Genomic DNA, 18,810 nt, shown 5'->3' on the forward strand with positions numbered 1-18,810 from the left:
TTTCCGGGCCGTTCCGGAACGCCTCCCGGGACCTGAGAGAATGGTGAGCATGGCCTCTGACCGCCCACCCGTCGCCCACGACCACCCTCAGGGGAACGGCTCCGCCGTGCAGCGCCGCCCGCGTGTGCTCTCGGGGATCCAGCCCACCGCGGGCTCGTTCCACCTCGGCAACTACCTCGGTGCCGTCCGCCAGTGGGTGGCCCTGCAGGAGTCCCACGACGCGTTCTACATGGTCGTCGACCTGCACGCGATCACGATCCCGCAGGACCCCGCCGACCTGCGCGCGAACACCCGCCTGGCCGCCGCGCAGCTCCTCGCGGCCGGTCTCGACCCCGAGCGCTGCACGCTCTTCGTCCAGAGCCACGTCCCCGAGCACGCCCAGCTCGCCTGGATCATGAACTGCCTCACCGGTTTCGGCGAGGCCTCCCGCATGACCCAGTTCAAGGACAAGTCCGCCCGGCAGGGCGCCGACCGCGCCAGCGTCGGCCTGTTCACCTACCCGATCCTCCAGGTCGCGGACATCCTGCTGTACCAGGCCAACGAGGTCCCGGTCGGTGAGGACCAGCGTCAGCACATCGAGCTGACCCGCGACCTCGCCGAGCGTTTCAACGGCCGCTTCGGCGCCACCTTCACCGTCCCGAAGCCCTACATCCTCAGGGAGACGGCGAAGATCTACGATCTCCAGGACCCGTCGATCAAGATGAGCAAGTCGGCGTCCACGCCGAAGGGCCTGATCAACCTGCTCGACGAGCCCAGGGCGACCGCGAAGAAGGTCAAGAGCGCGGTCACGGACACGGACACCGTGATCCGGTACGACGTGGCGGACAAGCCGGGGGTGAGCAACCTGCTCACCATCTACGCGACGCTCACCGGGGCGGGTATCTCCGAACTGGAGGAGAAGTACGCCGGCAAGGGCTACGGTGCGCTCAAGACGGACCTCGCGGAGGTCATGGTCGACTTCGTGACGCCGTTCCGGGAGCGCACCCAGCAGTACCTGGACGACCCGGAGACGCTGGACTCGATCCTGGCCAAGGGCGCGGAGAAGGCGCGCGCCGTCGCCGCGGAGACGTTGTCGCAGGCCTATGAACGGGTCGGATTCCTGCCCGCCAAGCACTGAGGATCCGGCGCACGGACGTACCACTGGGCAGAGCGCTGCACATCACTACGACTGCGCCTGCCCACAGCACAGCTCTGGCCGTACAGTCGATAGCCGGACGGCTGAGAACAAAACCGACACAGAACCAAGCCGACACGACGAAGGAGACGACGTGGGGACCGTAACGATCGGCGTGTCGATCGCGGTCCCGGAGCCCCACGGCAGCCTGCTCCAGGAGCGGCGCGCGGGCTTCGGCGACGCCGCGGCTCACGGCATCCCCACCCACGTCACGCTGCTGCCGCCGACCGAGGTCGAGGCGGCGCTGCTGCCCGCGATCGAGGCGCATCTCGCGGAGGTCGCGGCGGCCGGGCGGGCCTTCCCCATGCGGCTGTCCGGCACCGGGACCTTCCGGCCGCTGTCGCCCGTGGTCTACGTCCAGGTGGCCGAGGGAGCCGAGGCCTGCGCGTGGTTGCAGAAGCAGGTCCGGGACGCCTCCGGCCCCGTGGCACGCGAACTGCAGTTCCCCTACCACCCGCATGTCACGGTGGCGCACGGCATCGACGACGAGGCGATGGACCGCGCCTTCGAGGCGCTCGCCGACTACGAGGCCCAGTGGCCCTGCACGGGCTTCGGGCTCTACGAACAGGGCGCCGACGGCGTGTGGCGCAAGCTCCGCGAGTTCACCTTCGCGGGCCCGGTCGTCCCCCCGCAGGCGGCTCACCCGGAGCGCGACTCCCTCCCCACCCGCCGACTGTAACCACGGGTACAAGGGCGGCAGTCGCGGCGACCGGTGGCTGTACCGGTGGTCACAGCGGCAGCCGCCGGAACACCGCCCGCGGCAGGTGCCGCAGCACCGACATCACCACCCGGAGCGTGCCCGGCACCCACACCGTCTCCGAGCGCCGCCGCAGCCCCAGCTCGACGGCCGCCGCGACGGCCTGCGGGGTCGTCGCCAGGGGCGCCTGCGGCAGACCCGCGGTCATCTTCGACCGGACGAACCCGGGGCGTACGACCATGACGTGCACGCCGGTGCCGTGCAGGGCGTCGCCCAGGCCCTGCACGAAGGTGTCCAGGCCGGCCTTGCTGGAGCCGTAGATGAAGTTGGCGCGGCGGGCCCGCTCGCCGGCCACCGAGGAGAGCACGACGAGCGAGCCGTGCCCCTGTGCCTGCAACGCGCGCGCGGCGACCAGTCCCGCCGACACCGCTCCCGTGTAGTTGGTCTGCGCGACGCGCACCGCGGCCACCGGGTCGCGCTCGTCGTGCGCCTGGTCGCCGAGGATCCCGAAGGCGAGCAGCACCATGTCGATGTCGCCCTCCGCGAACACCTTGCCGAGCACGGGGTCGTGCGAGCCGGGATCGAGTGCGTCGAAGGCGACGGTGCGCACGTCGGCGCCCAGGGCGCGCAGGTCGGCGGCGGCCGTCTCCAGGGCGGGCGTCGGGCGTCCGGCCAGCCACACCGTGCGGGTACGGCGGGCGATCAGCCGGCGCGCGGTGGCCAGCGCGATCTCCGACGTACCGCCGAGGACGAGCAGGGACTGGGGAATGCCGAAGGCGTCCTTCACGACAGCTCCTTGAGATTGACTGATGGCCCAGGGGTGAGACGGTCCGCGGGGAGAGACGGCCGAGCGGGAGAGGGCCTAGAGGGAGAGGCGGCGGGACAGGTCCGACGTGAACACCGCGCGCGGGTCCAGCTCCGCGCGCAGCGCGCGGAAGTCGTCCAGTCGCGGATACATCGCGGTGAGCAGTTCGGGCCGCAGCCGGGAGTCCTTGGCGAGGTAGACGCGCCCGCCGGCCGCGGCCACCTCCTCGTCCAGTTCGTCGAGGAAGGCGCCGAGGCCGGGCAGTCCCGCCGGGATGTCCAGGGCCAGCGTCCAGCCCGGCACGGGGAAGGACAGCCACCCCGGATCGCCGTCCCCGAAGCGCTTGAGGACGGCGAGGAAGGACGGGCACCGGCGTTCGGAGATCCGGCGCACGATCCGGCGCACGGCGTCCTCCTGGCCGTAGCCGACGACGAACTGGTACTGCACGAAGCCTCCGCGGCCGTAGACCCGGTTCCAGTGCGGGACCCCGTCGAGGGGGTGGAAGAAGGTGGAGAGCCGCTGGAGTTCGCCGGTGCGCGCGCGGGGGGCCTTGCGGTACCAGAGCTCGTTGAAGAGGCCCACGGTCGTCCGGCTGAGCAGGCCCTCCGGGAGGAAGGCGGGGGCGGCCGGGAGACGGGAGGGGCGGAAGGCCAGCGGCTCCCTGCGCGCGCGGGTGCCCTCGGAGAGCGCCTCCAGGGGCGCGTGGTCGCCGCGTGTCAGCACCGCGCGGCCCGTCGCCGCACCGCGCGCCAGCAGGTCGATCCACGCGACCGAGTAGCGGTAGCGGTGGTCGGTGGCCGTCAGACGCCCCATCAGGTCGTCCAGGTCCCGCGCGCGCTCCGTGTCGACCGACATCAGCGAGGTCTCGACCGGCTGGAGCTGGACCGTCGCGGTGAGGATCACACCGGTCAGGCCCATGCCGCCGGCCGTCGCGTCGAACAGGGGGGTGCCGCGGCCGACCGCGCGGATCTCGCCGTCGGCGGTGAGCAGTTCCAGCGACAGGACGTGCCGCGAGAAGGAGCCCGACACGTGGTGGTTCTTGCCGTGGATGTCCGCGCCGATCGCACCGCCGACCGTGACATAGCGGGTACCGGGCGTCACCGGCACGAACCAGCCCAGCGGCAGCAGGATCTCCATCAGGCGGTGCAGGGAGACGCCCGCGTCGCACAGCACCGTCCCGCCGTCGACGTCGATCGCGTGGACGCGGTCCAGACCCGTCATGTCGAGCACCGTGCCGCCGGCGTTCTGCGCCGCGTCCCCGTATGCCCGTCCCAGGCCCCTGGGGATGCCCCCGCGGGCCCCGCAGCCCCGGACGGCGGCCGCGGCCTCCTCGTACGTCCGTGGGCGGATCAGACGGGCGGCGGTGGGAGCGGTGCGGCCCCAGCCGGTGACGGAAACGGTGTCGGCAGGCATATCGGGGACCGTATCGTCCATTAGTGAGCGATCAGTTGTGAAACATCCGAAACATCAACCTCCTCCCCGAAATGGGTGATTAATGGGATGTCGCTCAATATTGCCGGAGTTATGGCGGTGTGGGCGTGAACAGTGGGTCCACATGGACGATCTCGACGACCTGGACCACCGCATCCTCTCGGCGCTCCACGCCCACGGCGGCGACCCACGCGTCGCCGGTGCCGCGCGCGCCCTGTCCTGGGCGGGCGAACACGGTGCGCTGTGGCTCGTGGCGGGCCTCGCGGGAGCCGCCGTGGACGGGGCGCGACGCGGCGCCTGGCTGCGCGGCACCGCGCTCACCGCCGGCGCGCACCTCGCCAGCATGGGCGTGAAACGAGTCGTGCGCCGCCCCCGCCCGGCGCACGTCGCCCCCCTGGTGCGCACCGCGGGCCGGCACTCCTTCCCCAGCTCCCACGCGACCTCCGCCGTGGCCGCCGCCGTCGCCTTCGGCGCGCTCGGCGCGCACGTCGTCCCGCCGCTCGCCGCCGCGATGTGCCTCTCCCGCCTGGTCGTCGGCGTGCACTACCCGTCGGACGTGGCGGCGGGCGCCGCCCTCGGAGCGCTCACGGCACGCGTCGGGGCGCGCTGGATGAGAGGGGGCGCTCATGACTGAGACCGCGCCCATGACGGGCGGCGCGGCCACCCGCGAGGCGGCGTTGCTGGAACAGCGCACGCCTCCACGGCACACCCCGCAGCTCGCCGGGCGCGCCCCCCTCGGACGTCTCCCCGGTGGCCTCCTCCGGACCGCGCGCCCCCGGCAGTGGGTCAAGAACGTCCTCGTCATCGCCGCCCCGGCCGCAGCCGGCCAGCTCTTCTCCCGGCACGCCCTCACCCAGCTCACGCTCGTCTTCCTCCTCTTCACCGCCTGCGCCGCCGCCGTCTACCTGATCAACGACGCCCGTGACGCCGACGCCGACCGCGCCCACCCCGTCAAGCGCCACCGCCCGGTCGCCGCCGGCCACGTCCCGGTACCGGTCGCGTACGCCGTCGGAGCCGTCCTGGGCGTCCTCGCGCCGGCCGCCGCGGCCTGGCTGGTCTCACCGGCCGTCGCCGCGCTGCTGACGGCCTACCTGGGCATGCAACTGGCGTACTGCGTCAGCCTCAAGCACGTCCTGGTCGTCGATCTGGTCGTGGTCACGACCGGGTTCCTGATGCGGGCCATGGTCGGCGGGCTCGCGCTCGGCATCCCGCTGTCGCGCTGGTTCCTGATCACGACCGGATTCGGGGCGCTGTTCATGGTCTCGGCGAAGCGCTACTCCGAAGCCGTACAGATGGCCGAAAAAGCCGGTGCCACCCGGGCGTTGCTCACCGAGTACACCACCGGCTACCTGCGTTTCGTGTGGCAGCTCGCGGCCGGGGTCGCAGTCCTCGGCTACTGCCTGTGGGCCTTGGAGGAGGGCGGTGTGCCGCACACCAGCGTGCTGCCCTGGCGGCAGCTGTCCGTGGTCGCCTTCATCCTCGCGATCCTCAGGTACGCCGTCTTCGCCGACCGCGGCACCGCCGGCGAACCAGAGGACGTCGTCCTGCGCGACCGCGCGCTCGCCCTCATCGGCCTGGTGTGGCTCGGCATGTACGGCGCGGCGGTGGCCAATTGGTGACCACGCGCGCGCGGACGGACCGGAGGGACAGGCCGGGCCCCCGCGCGCGGACGAACCGACGGGAACGGCCGGGCCCGCGCTCCTGGGCGGGCCGCGGGGAACACGCCCGCCCGCGCGCGTGGACACGCCGTAAGGAACGGGCGGGCCCCCGCGCGCGGGTGAGCCGGCGTGAACTGCTCGGCTTCGCCACGGTCGGTCTCCTCGCCTACGCCGTCGACCTGGCCCTCTTCACCTGGCTGCGCGGCCCGGCCGGTCTCGGCCCGCTCACCGCCAAGGCGCTCTCCTTCGTCGCGGGCTGCTCGGTGGCGTACGCGGGCAACGCACTCGGGACGTACCGGCATCAGCGCGGCCCCAAGGGGCGCCAGTACGCCGTCTTCCTCGCCGTGAACGTCGCGGGCGCCCTCGTCCAGCTGCTGTGCCTGGCCGTCAGCCACTACGGCCTCGGATACACCTCACCCCGCGCGGACACCGTCTCCGGCGCGGGAATCGGCATGGCTCTGGCCACCGTCCTGAGATTTTGGGGCACCAGGACATTGGTCTTCCGCGCCGAGGGCAGAGTCGGACCATGGACTGGCTGAAGAAGCTCCCCGTCGTCGGGCCGCCGCTGGCGCGCCTGATGGCCACGCACGCGTGGCGGTCGTACGAACGGCTGGACCGGGTGAAGTGGACCCGGCTGGCCGCCGCGATGACGTTCACCAGCTTCGTGGCGCTGTTCCCCCTGCTCACCGTGGCCGCCACGGTCGGCGCCGCCACGCTCAGCACCACACAGCAGCACGAGCTCCAGGGCAAGATCACCGAGCAGGTGCCCGGCATCTCCGACCAGCTCGACATCGTCGCCCTGGCCCAGAACGCCGGCGCCGTCGGCCTCATCGCCGGTGCCGCCCTGCTGTTCACCGGCATCGGCTGGGCCGGCTCGACGCGCGAGTGCCTGCGCGCGGTGTGGGAGCTGCCCGACGAGGAGGAGAACCCGGTCCTGCGCAAGGCCAAGGACCTGTGCATCCTCGGCGGGCTCGGCGGCGCCGTCCTCGTCACGCTCGCCGCCTCCACCGTGGCCTCCGCCATGGTCGGCTGGATCACCGACCGGCTCGGCATCGACGAGGCCGGCTGGGGCAGTGTCCTGCTCCAGGCCGCCGCGTTCGTCGTCGCCGTCCTCGCCGACTTCCTGCTGCTCCTGTACGTCCTGACCCTGCTGCCCGGCGTCGAGCCGAAGCGCCGCCGGCTGGTCGTGGCCGCGCTGACCGGCGCGGTGGGCTTCGAGCTGCTGAAGCTGCTGCTGAGCGGCTACATGCAGGGCGTGGCGGCGAAGAGCATGTACGGCGCGTTCGGCGTGCCTGTCGCCCTGTTGCTGTGGATCAACTTCACGTCGAAGCTCGTGCTGTTCTGCGCCGCCTGGACGGCGACGCGGAGCAGGAACGACGAGACCGATGCCCCCGAAGACCGTGAGGACACCGGCGTCACCGGCGGCGGCGTACCAGATCCGGTAGCGGCCACCGGCGGTTGACCAGGAACGCGGCGCCCGCGAGCAGCGCCAGCACCCCGCTGGCGACCGCCAGCGCGATCTCCATGCCACCGGAGCCGCCCTCGGCCGTGGCGCTCGCCACCGGCTTCGACCCGGCGTCGGCCTCCGCACCCCCGGCGTTCGCGCCCCCGGCCTCTCCGGAGGCGTCCGACCCCGGCTGGGCGCTGGCCCGCGCGGCGCTCCGCGGCGGCACCAGTTCACCCACCGGCTCGACCTTGCCGGCCGCCGCGAAGCCCCAGTCGAAGAGCTGCGCGGTCTCCTTGTAGACCTCGTTGGCCCCGTCCTTCTCCGGGTTCATCACCGTGACCAGCAGCACCTTGCCGCCCCGCTCGGCGACCCCGGTGAAGGTGGCGCCCGCGTTGGTGGTGTTGCCGTTCTTCACTCCCGCGATGCCCTGGTAGACGGAGAGGTCGGAGTCGCCGGTCAACAGCCGGTTGGTGTTCTGGATCTCGAAGGAGCCGCGGGTCGTCTTCCCCTTCTTGTTCTTCGTCGTGCTGCCCGGGAACTTCGCGCTGACCGTCGAGCAGTACTCGCGGAAGTCCTTCTTCTGGAGCCCGGACCGGGCGATCAGGCTCAGGTCGTACGCGGAGGAGACCTGGCCGGGGGCGTCGTAGCCGTCCGGGCTGACCGCGTGCGTGTCGAGGGCCTGGAGCTCCTCGGCGTGCGCGTTCATCTGCCGGACGGTGTTGTCGACGCCGTCGTTCATCGCCGACAGCACGTGCACGGCGTCGTTGCCGGAGCGCAGGAACACGCCGAGCCACAGGTCGTGGACCGTGTACGTCTCGCCCTCCTTTATCCCGACCGTGCTGGAGCCGGAACCGACGCCGGCCAGGTCGGAGGGGACCACCTTGTGCGTGTCGGTCTTCGTGAACTTCGGCAGGACCGTGTCCGCGAACAGCATCTTCAGGGTGCTCGCCGGGGGCAGCCGCCAGTGCGCGTTGTGTGCGGCGAGCACGTCACCGGACTCCGCGTCGGAGACGATCCACGACCGCGCGGTCAGCTCCTTGGGCAGCACCGGTACCCCGCTCGCCAGGTTGACCTGCGTCCCGGGCCGGCCCAGGCGTTCCCCGCCGACGGTCGACATGTCCGCCGGGGGAGTCACCGACGGGCTCGCGGACGGCTTTCCCGACGGACCGCCGGACGCGTGCGAGGACGGACTGCCCGACGTGCTCGGTGACGGGCTCCCCGAGGTGCTCGGTGACGGACTGCCCGACGTGCTCGGTGACGGGCCGGGCGCGGCGTGCGAGAGCGGTGCGGTCAACGCGAGGGACGACAGGACGGCGGTGGTGACCAGCAGGGATCGCCTGGCGGTCTTCGTGGGTGCGGGCACGGTGAGGAACGTACATGGCACAGGGCGTGAAGTCCCGCCCCCCTCTCCACCCCGCACACGGAACCGGACACCGGACGGCGATACTGGACGCATGAAGCTCAGCCGCCCCGTGTCCTGGTTCCTGCTCGCCTTCGGGGTGTGGAGCTGGGTCATCTGGGTCACTTTCGTCAAAAACCTGATCAAGGACAGCAGCGGGCTCGCGTTCGACGACGGCCACCCGACGGCGTACTTCTGGGTGCACCTGACGCTCGCCGTCGTCTCCTTCGTACTGGGGACGGTTGTCGGGGGCATCGGGTTGCGCGGCGTACGCGCATTGCGCCGCACGTCATAGCCGGCCGACTTCGGCACCTCCCCGGCATCGCCCGACCCACCGCCTCACCCACCGCCCGACCGTCCACAACGGGGGACACGACACCGTGGTCATACTGCTCGTCCTGCTCGTTCTGACCGTCCTGGTGGCGGCCAACTGGTACCTGTGGCGGCGCCTGTTCCGCGACACCACCCGCGCGCCGGGGCTCGTGCGCCGCGCGGGCGCGGTGCTGATCGCCGGCGGCTGGGCACTGGCCATCGCGGGCATCGTCGCCGAACGCGCCGGCGCGCCCTTCTGGCTCCAGCGCGTCCTGGCCTGGCCGGGCTTCCTGTGGATGGCCCTGTCGCTCTACCTGCTGCTGGCGGTGGTGGCGGGCGAGGCCCTACGACCGTTGCTGCGATGGTTCGTGGCACGGCGGGCGCGCGCGGGTACGGCCGTACGACAGCCGGAGCCGGTGCCGGCGGGGGCGCCGCCGCAGGACGCCGGGACGCCGGAGCGGGTGCTCTCGGCGGGCGGCCCGTCGACGGCCGAACGGACCGGCTCCGGGCCGGCCGAACCGACGGACGCGTCACCGGAGGCGGCGACCGCGTCCGGCACGGAGCCGGAAGCCACCCCGGCCGGGCCGGAGCCCCCCGCTCCCGCTGCCGCTCCCCCTGCCGCCTCCGCGCCCTCGCGCCGTCTCTTCGTCTCCCGGGTCGTCGGCGGGGCCGCCGCCGCGGTCGCCCTCGGGACCGTCGGGTACGGGACCTACGGCGTCCTGAAGGGCCCCGTGGTCAAGCGGGTCACCGTCCCGCTGGCCAAGCTCCCGCGCGCGGCGCACGGTTACCGGATCGCGGTGGTCAGCGACATCCACCTGGGTCCGGTGCTCGGCCGCGGGTTCGCCCAGAAGGTCGTCGACACGATCAACGGCACCCAGCCCGACCTGATCGCGGTCGTCGGTGACCTGGTCGACGGCAGCGTGCCGGACCTCCGCCCGGCGGCGGCACCGCTGGCCCAACTGCGGGCCCGCCACGGGGCGTTCTTCGTCACCGGCAACCACGAGTACTTCTCCGGCGCCGAACAGTGGGTCGAGGAGGTACGCCGGCTCGGTCTGCGCCCGCTGGAGAACGCCCGGACCGAACTGGCCCACTTCGATCTCGCGGGCGTCAACGACGTGGCGGGCGAGGACGAGGGTCAGGGCCCCGACTTCGCCAAGGCGCTCGGCGACCGGGACGCGGCCCGCGCGTGCGTGCTCCTCGCCCACCAGCCGGTCCAGATCCACGACGCCGTCGAGCACGGCGTCGACCTCCAGCTCTCCGGCCACACCCACGGCGGACAGCTCTGGCCCGGCAACCTCGTCGCGGCGGCCGAGAACCCGACCCTCGCGGGCCTGGAGCGCTACGGCGACACCCAGCTGTACGTCAGCCGCGGCGCCGGCGCCTGGGGCCCGCCCACCCGGGTCGGGGCGCAGTCGGACATCACGGTGATCGAACTGGCCTCACGGCAGGCGTGAACAGGCAGACCCCCTGGACGTCGGCCCGAACGCCGCTCCTCCGCATCCGGCGCGGTCCCCGCGTCCGACGCGTTCCCACGGCCGGCCCCGCACCGGAGCGACAGCGGCCGACGCCCTCCGGCTTCCGCCGTTCCCGCCCGGTGCCGGACACCGCCCTCATCCGGCTCCCGGCACCGGGCGCGGGACTGTCCGGCCGACTGGTTCCCGGTCCGGCCGGCCGACGGGGCGCAGGCCGCTGTGGCGCCGGTGTCCGGGCCGGTCACCGCTGTCGTACGCGACGGACCGTTCCGGCAGGCGGGGTCCGGTGTGGTGGTGACCGCGTCCGCCGACGGCTCCTGTCCCAGCGGGCCCCGACGGGTCGGCTGGAGCCCCGGCCACCGGTGGTGCGTGAGGGGGTGGAGGGCGGCCACGGCCCGCATCCGGCCGAGCCCGTCGCCGTGGGCCCGGGGGCCAGGATCGGGGCCCGCACGGCAAGACGGTGCGGACCCACGCGAGCCCCTGAGCTGCCCCGGACCGTCACAGCCCTTCCTGTCCGGCAGGCGGCACCGTCCCGTCACAACCCCTCCGACCCAGCAAGCACGCGGCGCCGCCCCGTCACACCCCCTCCCGGTCTCCTCCCGCCGGCAAGGTGACCGTCACCTCCAGTCCCTCGCCCGGTGCCGTCCGCACCGTCACCTCGCCGTTGTGGGCCCGTACGACGCCCTGCACGATCGCCAGGCCGAGCCCGCTGCCGGCGCCTCCGCCGACCCGGAAGAAGCGGTCGAAGACGCGTGCCGCGTCGTCCGGGCAGAGTCCGGGCCCCTTGTCCGCGACGCACAGCCGTACGACCCCGTCCGCGCGCCGCACGCCGAGCCGCACCGGCACGTCCGCGGGTGTGTGCGTGCGCACGTTGGCCACCAGGTTGCCGAGCACCTGCCGCAGCCCGGACTCGTCGGCGCGCACCAGCAGGGAGCCGTCCGCGTCGACGGTGACGGGCCGCCCGGGCTGCTGCACCCGCAGGTCCTCGGTGGCCTCCCGGACCAGACGGCTCACGTCCACGTTCCGCAGGCGCAGCGCGGGGCGCTGGTCGAGGCGGGCGAGGGTGAGCAGCTCGTCGACCAGCCGCCCCATCCGGTCGGCCTCCGTCATCACCCGCCCCCAGGCCCGCTTGCGGTCGTCCGGGTCGGACAGCATCCCCTGGTCGTACAGCTGGAGGTAGCCGCGTATCGCGGACAGCGGGGTGCGCAGCTCGTGCGAGGCGTCGGCGACGAAACGGCGCAGCTGGGCCGCGCTGCGCTCGCGCGTGCGGTACGCCGACTCCACCTGGTGGAGCATGGAGTTGAGGGCCAGGCGCAGCTGTTCGACCTCCTGCGTGGGATCGCGGCTGGAGGGCACGCGCCGGGTCAGATCGCCCTCGGCGATCGCCGAGGAGGTCTCCACCATGTCCTCCAGGGGCCGCATCCGGCGGCTGACGCTCATCATCGTCAGCGCGGCGAGCAGCGCCAGCAGCAGCGTGCCGATGGCGAGGTCGAGCTTGAGGGCCTTGGCGACGCCCTTGTGCAGGGCGTCGGTCGAGGCGGCGAGCAGGATCTGGGTGCCGTCGGCCAGTTTCGTCCCGGTCACCCGGTAGGACGCGCCGTGCACGGTGACGTCGTGCGGCTCGGGGTCCTCGTTGAGCGCGCCCGGGTCGTCCACGGCGTCCGCGAGGTCCCGCTGGGCGTCGGTGGGCTGGAGCCCGAGGAGGCCGATCGCCTCGCCCCGGCTGTCGACGGCGGTGAACAGGGAGTCCGGGGTCGGCTCCTGCTCGGTCTGCTCACGCAGGAGCCGGTCGCGGACGAAACCCAGCAGGCTCAGCGAGTCCATCGACCGCAGCGTCAGCTCCGAACCGCCCAGCGACTCACGGGTCTTGGCCAGCTGGGTGTCGACCTGGTCCAGCAGGTAGTACCGCATGCCCATCAGGCTCACGGCGGTCGCCGCGACGATCCCGACGGCGAGCAGCGCCACGTTCGCCAGCGTCAGCTTGCCGCGCAGCGAGTGCAGGCCGCGCTTGCAGCGGGTCCGCTCCCGGACGCGGGCCGGCCACGGGGAACGGGGGCGTTTCACGCCAGCCCGTATCCGACGCCCCGCCGGGTGGTGATCAGCGGCGGTCCCAGCGCGTCGAGCTTGCGCCGCAGGTAACTGATGTACGTCTCCACGACGGTCGACTCGGGCGGGGTGTGCTCGTACTGCCAGACATGGCGCAGGAGTTGCTCCTTGGGCACGATCCGGCCGCCGTTGCGGACCAGGAAACGCAGCAGCGCGTACTCGGTGGGGGTCAGCTCCACCGAGCGGCCCGCGCGGTGCACCGAGTACGTCGTCTCGTCCAGCTCCAGGTCGCCGTATCTGAGCGGTGGCCGCTGCGGCAGGACGTCCGCCGGGCGCGTGCGGCGCAGCACCGCCGTGATCCGCGCGACGACCTCGTCGATGTTGAACGGCTTGGTGATGTAGTCGTCGCCGAAGCCCAGCGCGCCGACGACCTCGGCGGGCGCGTCGCGCGCGGTGAGGAACACGATCGCCAGATCGGGCCGCTCGGCGCGCAGCCGGCGGCCCAGCGCGCGGCCGTCGCCGTCCGGGAGCATGACGTCGAGCAGCGCCGCGTCAGGGCGGGTGCGCTCGGCGAGCGTGAGCGCCTCGCGGACCGTGCCCGCCGTCATGACCTCGAACCGGTGGTAGCGCAGGGCGATGGCGAGAACGTCCGCGATGCTCTCCTCGTCCTCCACGACCAGCACGGTGCCTGGAGCCGTCGTCATGCCCCCAGTATCGGCGGGACCACTGACAGCGGGGCCGGTTCGCGCTTTGGAGTTCCTTGAGAGTCCCGCGTTCCCGGTGTCCACGCGCGGGTGCCGCCGCCAATTCTGGTGCCCAGGACCTGGGGGACCGACCGAGCGACCGAGCGACTGAGGAGCTGTTGAGCGTGGCGGCATTGGCACGGTGGTGCTATCGGCACCGGCTGGTGGTCCTGTTGCTGTGGGTGGGGGCGTTGTTCGGCCTGGGGGCGGCGAGTTCGTCCGCGGGCACGAACTACGCGGAGGTCTTCTCCCTGCCCGACACGGACTCCAAGCGGGCGTACGACCTGATGGAGAAGGCCTTCCCGGAGCGCGCCGGCGACACCGACACGGTGGTGTGGAAGGTGGACGAGGGGTCTGTGCGGGACGCGTCCGTACGGGCCCGGATCGAACCGGCGCTGCGGGAGATCGGCGGCATGAAGGGCGTCGGCGAGGTCACCGACCCGTACGGCGGCGGCGGCGCGGGCGGCGTCAGCGAGGACGGGCGGATCGCCTACGCCCAGGTCACCTTCGCCGAACAGGCCGACGCCGTACCGAAGGACCTCGTCCAGGACGTCGTCGACACCGCGCGGGACGCCGGCGGCGACGGGCTCCAGGTGGAACTGGGCGGCCAGGCCATCACACGGGTGCAGGAGCCGCCGACCGGCACCGCCGAGATCGTCGGCATCCTGGCCGCGGCCGTGGTGCTGTTCCTGGCCTTCGGTTCGCTGTTCGCGATGCTGCTGCCGATCCTGGTGGCCCTGTTCGGCGTGGGCACCGGCATGTTCTCCACCCAGCTGATCAGCCATGTCACCAACGTGCCCGAACTGGCCTCCCTGCTCTCCACACTGATCGGCCTGGGCGTCGGCATCGACTACGCCCTGTTCATCGTCACCCGGCACCGCAAGGGCATCCTGCGCGGCCAGGATCCGGAGGAGGCGGCGGTCACCGCCCTCAACACCTCCGGCCGGGCCGTGCTGTTCGCGGGCGGCACGGTGTGCATCGCGCTCGCCGGAATGCTGGTGACCAACCTGCGCTTCCTGGACGGTGTGGTCATCGGCACCTCGCTCACCGTCGTGCTGAGCGTCCTCGCGGCGGTCACCCTGCTGCCCGCGATGCTCGGCGTCCTCGGCCACCGGGTGCTCAGCCGCCGTCAGCGCCGCAAGCTGGCCGAGACCGGTCCCGAGCCGGAGCGCACGAGCGGGCTCGCGGCCCGCTGGTCCGGGACGGTGGAGCGCCGTCCGCGCTCGGTCGCGCTGCTCGCGGTCGTCGTGATGGCCGTGCTCGCCCTGCCGTTGCTGTCGCTGCGTCTCGGCACCGTCGACCAGGGCAACGACGACGCGTCGACGACCACCAAGAAGGCGTACGACCTGCTCGCCGAGGGCTTCGGTCCCGGCTTCAACGGCCCGCTCCAGGTGGTCGTGAACGGCGACGCGGCGGACGGACTGGTCACGACGATCCGGGGGACGGACGGGGTGGCCCAGGCCGTCTCGGCACCGCCCGCGAACGGCGTGACGGTGATCCAGGTGATCCCGACGACCTCGCCGCAGGCCGAGGAGACCGACCGGCTCATCGACACCCTGCGCGACGAGGTGATCCCCGAGGCGGGCGTCGAGGCCCATGTCGGTGGGGTGACGGCCGTCTCGAAGGACTTCGCGTCGGTGACGGCCGACCGCCTGCCGTACTTCATCGCGACGATCATCGGCCTGGGCTTCGTCCTGCTGCTGATCGCGTTCCGCTCGGTCGTCGTCCCGCTGACGGCCGCCGTGATGAACCTGATCGCCGCCGCGGCCTCCTTCGGCGTCCTGGTCGCGATCTTCCAGTGGGGCTGGGGCCTGGACCTGCTCGGCCTCGGCCAGGAGGGCCCGATCGCCGCCTTCCTGCCGATCATCATGCTGTCCCTGCTCTTCGGCCTCTCCATGGACTACCAGGTGTTCCTGGTCAGCCGGATGCACGAGGAGTGGGTGCACACGAAGGACAACGCGCGAGCGGTACGGGTCGGACTCGCGGAGACCAGCAGGGTCATCAACTCCGCGGCCCTGATCATGGTCTGCGTCTTCCTGGCGTTCGTGCTGAGCGGCGACTACGGAGCGGCCATGGCGGGCGTCGGCCTGGCTGCCGCGGTCGCCCTGGACGCGTTCATCCTGCGTACGGCCCTGGTGCCGGCCGCGATGCATCTGCTCGGCGACGCCAACTGGTGGCTGCCGGCCTGGCTGGAGAAGCGGCTGCCGCATCTGGCGGTGGAGCCGAAGGAGGACGCGGCGGCTCCGGAGGTGCCCGGTGCGCGGGGCCCCGCGTCGGTGGTCCACGGCTTCGTCCGTACGGCGGACGGGGAGCCGGTGCCGGACGCGGCGGTGACGCTGCTGTCGGCGGGCGGGCGTCAGCTGGACCGGGTGGTGTCCCTCGCCGACGGCTCGTACATCGTGTCGGTGCCGGGGCCGGGATCGTATCTGCTGGCGACGGCGGCTCCGTCGTACGGCTCGCGGGCGCGGCAGGTGGTCGTCGGGGACGGGCCGCTGGTGTGTGACGTGGAGCTGGCCGAGGGGGAGGTGGACGCGGTCAACTAGCTCAAGCCAGTCCGGCCTTCAGGATGCGCTCGACGTCGAGCACGACCTTGCCACCCACCGACTCGGGCAGTGTGACCAGCTCCCCGGGAATGTGGATCCCGTGCGTGGCGTAACTGCCACCCGCTGGTTCGGTCAGCACATGGAGGCGCTGGTGCTTGCGGTCGACGATGACGTAGACGGGGATTCCGGCCTTGGCGTAGTAGGCGACCTTGGTCTGCAGATCCGTCTTCCAGTTGCTGGACGTGACCTCCATGACCAGACGGAAGCATGTCGGGTCGTAGCAGCTGTTCTCCACCAGGTGATCACGGTAGTCGTCGTCGACCACCGAAAGGTCGGGGATCGCGTAGTCCTCCGGGCCGCTGGGCAGCCAGAGACCGATGCCCGGGAGCGCGCGCACGAGGCCCAGATTCATGAAGGGGGCTGCGAACAGCATCAGCGCCTCGGAGTGAGGGCCGTCCGGTGCTGGGCTCACGAGGATCTGGTCTCCGATGATCTCGACGCGGAGGCCCGGAACGCTTTCCATGATGTGGTTCGCTTCGGCGATCAGCGACCGCTCCTCGTGGGGCCGCTCGACAGCTGCTGCGGACATCAGGTGCCTCCCATGGGCTGGTGTCGAGGAAATCATCGTAGGCCGGGCGGGTCCCACATGTCCCGTTCGGTCCCCTTCACCCGATCGTGGATCACTCCGCCCGCCCGCTCCTCGCCGCCCCCGGATCCCGCATCACCTTCGTCATCCCCGGCAGGAAGTCCGTGAACAGCTCGTGCACCTCCCGGACGAGCGGCCGCAGCACCCGGAACCGCGCCAGCGAGACACCCCGCGCGGTGAGCCGCGCCCCCCGCTCGGCGAGCCGGTAACTCCGCTCACGCCCCTCGGTCCGGTCGAAGATCCAGTACAGGACGAGCCCCATCTGGGCGAGCCACATCAACTCGGGGAGGATGTCCCGCAGCTCGTCCGGAACCTTGGTCCTGGTCGCTCCGGCGAGCACCTGCCGGTGGACGCTGATGGCCTCCACGCGCGCGTGCTCCGACTCGGGGGAGAAGGGGCTGAGCGGACTGTCCGGATCGGCGGCGTTCTTGAAGAACTGCACCGCGAACTCGTGGTAGGGCATGGCGATGTCCAGCCACACCTTGAGCACACCCGCGAGCCGCGCCTCCAGGTCGGTCTCCCGGGCCAGGACCTCCCGGACCGCCACCTGGTGCTCGGCGGCGATCCGGTCGTAGAAGCCCTGGATCAGGTGCTCCTTGCCCTCGAAGTAGTAGTAGGCGTTGCCGACCGAGACCCCGGCCTCCTTGGCGATGGCCCGCATGGTCGTCTTGTCGTAGCCCCGCTCCTGGAACAGCCGCATCGCCGTCTCCAGGATCAGGGCGCGGGTCTGCTCGGACTTGCTCGGGGTACCGCCCTCGTCGGGGCCGTCATGGTTCGCAGGCACGGGAGGAGAGCCTAACGAGTGGCGCGGGTCCCGCCGCGGCGGCCGGGCGGACAGGGGCCGTCACCGGGCGGACAGGAGCCGTGGCCGGGCTGGGTGTACGTCCAGCCCTGACCGGGGTCGTAGGTCCACCCGTCCGCACGGCGGTACACCTGCCCGCCCCACCGGCCGCCCGCTTCCCACCGCCCGTCCCGCTCCCGGCGGGAGCCACGCCACTTCGCGGCGGCGAGCACCGCGCCCCTGGCGAGCCGCGCCCCGGACCGGGTGCTCAGCCGATGGGCGAGAGACCGCTGCTCGCGCAGCGCCCACAGGACGACGATCCAGGCCGCGGTGTCCCGGTAGACCTGCCCGGCGTCCCCGACGACGGTGATCTCGTCCAGGGTGGCGCGATGGTCCAGCCCGGGAAACCGCCGTACCGCCTCCGCCGACCCGGCCGGCACCAGTTCCAACGGCACCAGCTGCGGCTGCCGTACGAGCCAGTCGCGCACGAAGCCGCACAGGGCGCACTCGGCGTCGTACAGGACGGTGAGCCGGCGGACCGGGACGCGACGCGCGTCCCGGTCCCCGGTGGTCGCCACGGTGCTCACGCGCCCTGCGTCCCGACCCAGCCCTGCGGCGCGACGGGCGGTACCTGCTCCCGCTCCATGACGCCCCGGCGCCGGATCCGGTTGAGCACGTACACGTTGCCCAGGTGCATGACCCCGAGGACCAGCAGGACCACGCCCACCTTGGTCGACAGCGCCTCGAAGATCCCGCGGGTGTCCGCGATGGTCCCGTCCCCGCTGAGGTAGAGCGCGACGAACCCGAGGTTGACGAGGTAGAAGCCGACCACCAGGAGATGGTTCACGGCGTCGGCGAGCTTCTCGTTGCCCTGGAGCACGTCGGCGAGGAAGATCCGCCCGTTCCGGCTGAGAGTCCGGGCCACCCAGACGGTCAGCGCGATGCTGACGACCAGGTAGATGACGTAGGCGATGACGGTGCGGTCCATGCCCCACCCCTTCTTGAACGCGTTCAAAACGCTGACAGGCCAGACTCTAGACCTGTTTTTGAACACGTTCAACGCGTGGGAGGGGGACGTACGTCACGCCGCTCTCCCGCTCACACCCTGCGGGCGAGCTCCGGTCGCTTGCTGTAGTCGGTGAACCCGATGACGTTCCCCCACGGATCGGCGACCTCGACGGTCCACCCGGTGGCCACGGAGGACGGCTCGTCGAGCAGCGCGATCCCGGCGGCGGCCAGCTCCCGCGCGGCCATCCTGGCGTCCGGCACCTCCAGCCACACCCGCAGGGCGGGCCACGCCGGCGGCCGCTGCCCGAGACCGTCCTCCACCCGCAACAGGAGCCCGGGCGTCTCGCCGCCCACCCTCAACTGCGCGACCCCGCCCTCGTCGAACCGGAACCCCACGCTGAACCCGGCCCGCTCATAGAAGCCGACCGCGGCGGCGAGGTCCCCGACGGGAAGCAGGACGTTGTCGAAACCGAGCAGCTCGTACGATTCCTTGTCTGACATACCGTCAGCCTAGGCCGATGATCCACCGGATCCCGGGATTGCCTCCGACCCCTCCCACGGTCGGCGGCAGAACGCCGGGAGGCGCCGCGTCGTGGACGGCTTGCTGGCACCTGCCTGGTGACAGCAGCAAGGCGATGCGGGTCCGGT

19 protein-coding genes are annotated in these 18,810 nt (G+C 72.2%); 9 read left to right on the forward strand and 10 right to left on the reverse strand.

What is annotated here, in order from left to right:
- The first annotated feature begins 49 nt into the window (after nt 1-49).
- Together trpS and QQS16_RS25540 are read left to right on the forward strand one after the other, a co-directional pair.
- Complete coding sequence (gene trpS / locus QQS16_RS25535) at nt 50-1,117, forward strand: tryptophan--tRNA ligase (RefSeq protein ID WP_286064190.1); 1,068 nt, start codon at nt 50-52, stop codon at nt 1,115-1,117.
- Nucleotides 1,118-1,268: 151 nt separating this feature from the next.
- Nucleotides 1,269-1,853 (forward strand): 2'-5' RNA ligase family protein, encoded by a 585-nt coding sequence (locus QQS16_RS25540; RefSeq protein ID WP_286064191.1) that lies wholly within the window; start codon nt 1,269-1,271, stop codon nt 1,851-1,853.
- Nucleotides 1,854-1,902: 49 nt separating this feature from the next.
- Here the strand turns inward: QQS16_RS25540 and dprE2 are convergent, their stop codons facing one another.
- Both dprE2 and dprE1 read right to left on the reverse strand, forming a co-directional pair.
- The gene (dprE2, locus tag QQS16_RS25545; RefSeq protein ID WP_286064192.1) at nt 1,903-2,658 is read right to left on the reverse strand and encodes a decaprenylphospho-beta-D-erythro-pentofuranosid-2-ulose 2-reductase; all 756 of its coding nucleotides are present in this window, start codon (nt 2,656-2,658) and stop codon (nt 1,903-1,905) included.
- Nucleotides 2,659-2,733: 75 nt separating this feature from the next.
- Nucleotides 2,734-4,089 (reverse strand): decaprenylphosphoryl-beta-D-ribose oxidase, encoded by a 1,356-nt coding sequence (gene dprE1 / locus QQS16_RS25550; protein WP_286064193.1) that lies wholly within the window; start codon nt 4,087-4,089, stop codon nt 2,734-2,736.
- A gap of 142 nt (nt 4,090-4,231) precedes the next feature.
- Between dprE1 and QQS16_RS25555 the strand changes: the two genes are divergently transcribed.
- The 4 genes from QQS16_RS25555 (at nt 4,232) to QQS16_RS25570 (ending at nt 7,227) form a co-directional block, all read left to right on the forward strand.
- Nucleotides 4,232-4,741: a phosphatase PAP2 family protein gene (locus QQS16_RS25555; RefSeq protein WP_286064194.1), complete on the forward strand. Its 510-nt coding sequence runs from the start codon at nt 4,232-4,234 to the stop codon at nt 4,739-4,741.
- Nucleotides 4,734-5,726: a decaprenyl-phosphate phosphoribosyltransferase gene (locus tag QQS16_RS25560; protein WP_286064195.1), complete on the forward strand. Its 993-nt coding sequence runs from the start codon at nt 4,734-4,736 to the stop codon at nt 5,724-5,726. The genes QQS16_RS25555 and QQS16_RS25560 overlap by 8 nt, the downstream gene beginning before the upstream one ends.
- A gap of 158 nt (nt 5,727-5,884) precedes the next feature.
- On the forward strand, nt 5,885-6,304 hold the full coding sequence (locus tag QQS16_RS25565) for a GtrA family protein (RefSeq protein ID WP_286064196.1): 420 nt from the start codon (nt 5,885-5,887) through the stop codon (nt 6,302-6,304).
- Nucleotides 6,292-7,227 carry a YihY/virulence factor BrkB family protein gene (locus tag QQS16_RS25570; RefSeq protein WP_286064197.1) on the forward strand — a complete coding sequence of 312 codons (936 nt, stop codon included), beginning with the start codon at nt 6,292-6,294 and terminating at the stop codon, nt 7,225-7,227. Before QQS16_RS25565 ends, QQS16_RS25570 begins: the two co-directional genes overlap by 13 nt.
- On the opposite strand, the gene QQS16_RS25575 is transcribed toward QQS16_RS25570, so the two are convergent.
- Nucleotides 7,181-8,575 (reverse strand): D-alanyl-D-alanine carboxypeptidase family protein, encoded by a 1,395-nt coding sequence (locus tag QQS16_RS25575; protein WP_353479688.1) that lies wholly within the window; start codon nt 8,573-8,575, stop codon nt 7,181-7,183. The genes QQS16_RS25570 and QQS16_RS25575 overlap by 47 nt on opposite strands.
- 91 nt (nt 8,576-8,666) lie before the next feature.
- Between QQS16_RS25575 and QQS16_RS25580 the strand changes: the two genes are divergently transcribed.
- Nucleotides 8,667-8,906: an SCO4848 family membrane protein gene (locus QQS16_RS25580; protein ID WP_030682606.1), complete on the forward strand. Its 240-nt coding sequence runs from the start codon at nt 8,667-8,669 to the stop codon at nt 8,904-8,906.
- 85 nt (nt 8,907-8,991) lie between these two features.
- Nucleotides 8,992-10,377, forward strand: coding sequence for a metallophosphoesterase (locus tag QQS16_RS25585; RefSeq protein WP_286064199.1), 1,386 nt, complete (start codon nt 8,992-8,994; stop codon nt 10,375-10,377).
- A gap of 594 nt (nt 10,378-10,971) precedes the next feature.
- Here QQS16_RS25585 and QQS16_RS25590 read toward each other — a convergent pair.
- Entirely contained in the window at nt 10,972-12,459 is a 1,488-nt protein-coding gene (locus tag QQS16_RS25590; protein ID WP_286064200.1) for a sensor histidine kinase, read from the reverse strand.
- Complete coding sequence (locus QQS16_RS25595; RefSeq protein WP_286064201.1) at nt 12,456-13,145, reverse strand: response regulator transcription factor; 690 nt, start codon at nt 13,143-13,145, stop codon at nt 12,456-12,458. The genes QQS16_RS25590 and QQS16_RS25595 overlap by 4 nt, the downstream gene beginning before the upstream one ends.
- Nucleotides 13,146-13,318: 173 nt before the next feature.
- Between QQS16_RS25595 and QQS16_RS25600 the strand changes: the two genes are divergently transcribed.
- A complete protein-coding gene (locus QQS16_RS25600) occupies nt 13,319-15,727 on the forward strand; it encodes an MMPL family transporter (RefSeq protein ID WP_286066445.1) in 2,409 nt (802 codons plus the stop codon).
- Between the two features lies 1 nt (nt 15,728).
- Here the strand turns inward: QQS16_RS25600 and QQS16_RS25605 are convergent, their stop codons facing one another.
- The 5 genes from QQS16_RS25605 to QQS16_RS25625 form a co-directional block, all read right to left on the reverse strand.
- The gene (locus QQS16_RS25605) at nt 15,729-16,316 is read right to left on the reverse strand and encodes a Uma2 family endonuclease (RefSeq protein ID WP_286064202.1); all 588 of its coding nucleotides are present in this window, start codon (nt 16,314-16,316) and stop codon (nt 15,729-15,731) included.
- Between the two features lie 91 nt (nt 16,317-16,407).
- Nucleotides 16,408-17,157 carry a TetR/AcrR family transcriptional regulator gene (locus QQS16_RS25610; protein ID WP_286064203.1) on the reverse strand — a complete coding sequence of 250 codons (750 nt, stop codon included), beginning with the start codon at nt 17,155-17,157 and terminating at the stop codon, nt 16,408-16,410.
- Between the two features lie 11 nt (nt 17,158-17,168).
- Nucleotides 17,169-17,741 carry a thiol-disulfide oxidoreductase DCC family protein gene (locus QQS16_RS25615; protein WP_353479689.1) on the reverse strand — a complete coding sequence of 191 codons (573 nt, stop codon included), beginning with the start codon at nt 17,739-17,741 and terminating at the stop codon, nt 17,169-17,171.
- Nucleotides 17,738-18,142, reverse strand: coding sequence for a hypothetical protein (locus QQS16_RS25620; RefSeq protein WP_286064204.1), 405 nt, complete (start codon nt 18,140-18,142; stop codon nt 17,738-17,740). The genes QQS16_RS25615 and QQS16_RS25620 overlap by 4 nt, the downstream gene beginning before the upstream one ends.
- 110 nt (nt 18,143-18,252) lie before the next feature.
- Nucleotides 18,253-18,663, reverse strand: coding sequence for a VOC family protein (locus QQS16_RS25625; protein WP_286064205.1), 411 nt, complete (start codon nt 18,661-18,663; stop codon nt 18,253-18,255).
- Between the last annotated feature and the right edge of the window lie 147 nt (nt 18,664-18,810).

Origin of the sequence: Streptomyces sp. ALI-76-A (assembly GCF_030287445.1) — a bacterium.
Classification (GTDB): Bacteria; Actinomycetota; Actinomycetes; order Streptomycetales; family Streptomycetaceae; genus Streptomyces.

Excerpts from the sequence above, each read along its gene's own strand:
- QQS16_RS25620 (WP_286064204.1), bottom strand. The coding sequence starts at position 18,142 with ATGGACCGCACCGTCATCGCCTACGTCATCTACCTGGTCGTCAGCATC.
- dprE1 (WP_286064193.1), bottom strand. The coding sequence starts at position 4,089 with ATGCCTGCCGACACCGTTTCCGTCACCGGCTGGGGCCGCACCGCTCCC.
- QQS16_RS25580 (WP_030682606.1), top strand. The coding sequence starts at position 8,667 with ATGAAGCTCAGCCGCCCCGTGTCCTGGTTCCTGCTCGCCTTCGGGGTG.
- QQS16_RS25595 (WP_286064201.1), bottom strand. The coding sequence starts at position 13,145 with ATGACGACGGCTCCAGGCACCGTGCTGGTCGTGGAGGACGAGGAGAGC.
- QQS16_RS25605 (WP_286064202.1), bottom strand. The coding sequence starts at position 16,316 with ATGTCCGCAGCAGCTGTCGAGCGGCCCCACGAGGAGCGGTCGCTGATC.
- QQS16_RS25625 (WP_286064205.1), bottom strand. The coding sequence starts at position 18,663 with ATGTCAGACAAGGAATCGTACGAGCTGCTCGGTTTCGACAACGTCCTG.
- QQS16_RS25560 (WP_286064195.1), top strand. The coding sequence starts at position 4,734 with ATGACTGAGACCGCGCCCATGACGGGCGGCGCGGCCACCCGCGAGGCG.
- QQS16_RS25555 (WP_286064194.1), top strand. The coding sequence starts at position 4,232 with ATGGACGATCTCGACGACCTGGACCACCGCATCCTCTCGGCGCTCCAC.
- trpS (WP_286064190.1), top strand. The coding sequence starts at position 50 with ATGGCCTCTGACCGCCCACCCGTCGCCCACGACCACCCTCAGGGGAAC.
- QQS16_RS25570 (WP_286064197.1), top strand. The coding sequence starts at position 6,292 with ATGGACTGGCTGAAGAAGCTCCCCGTCGTCGGGCCGCCGCTGGCGCGC.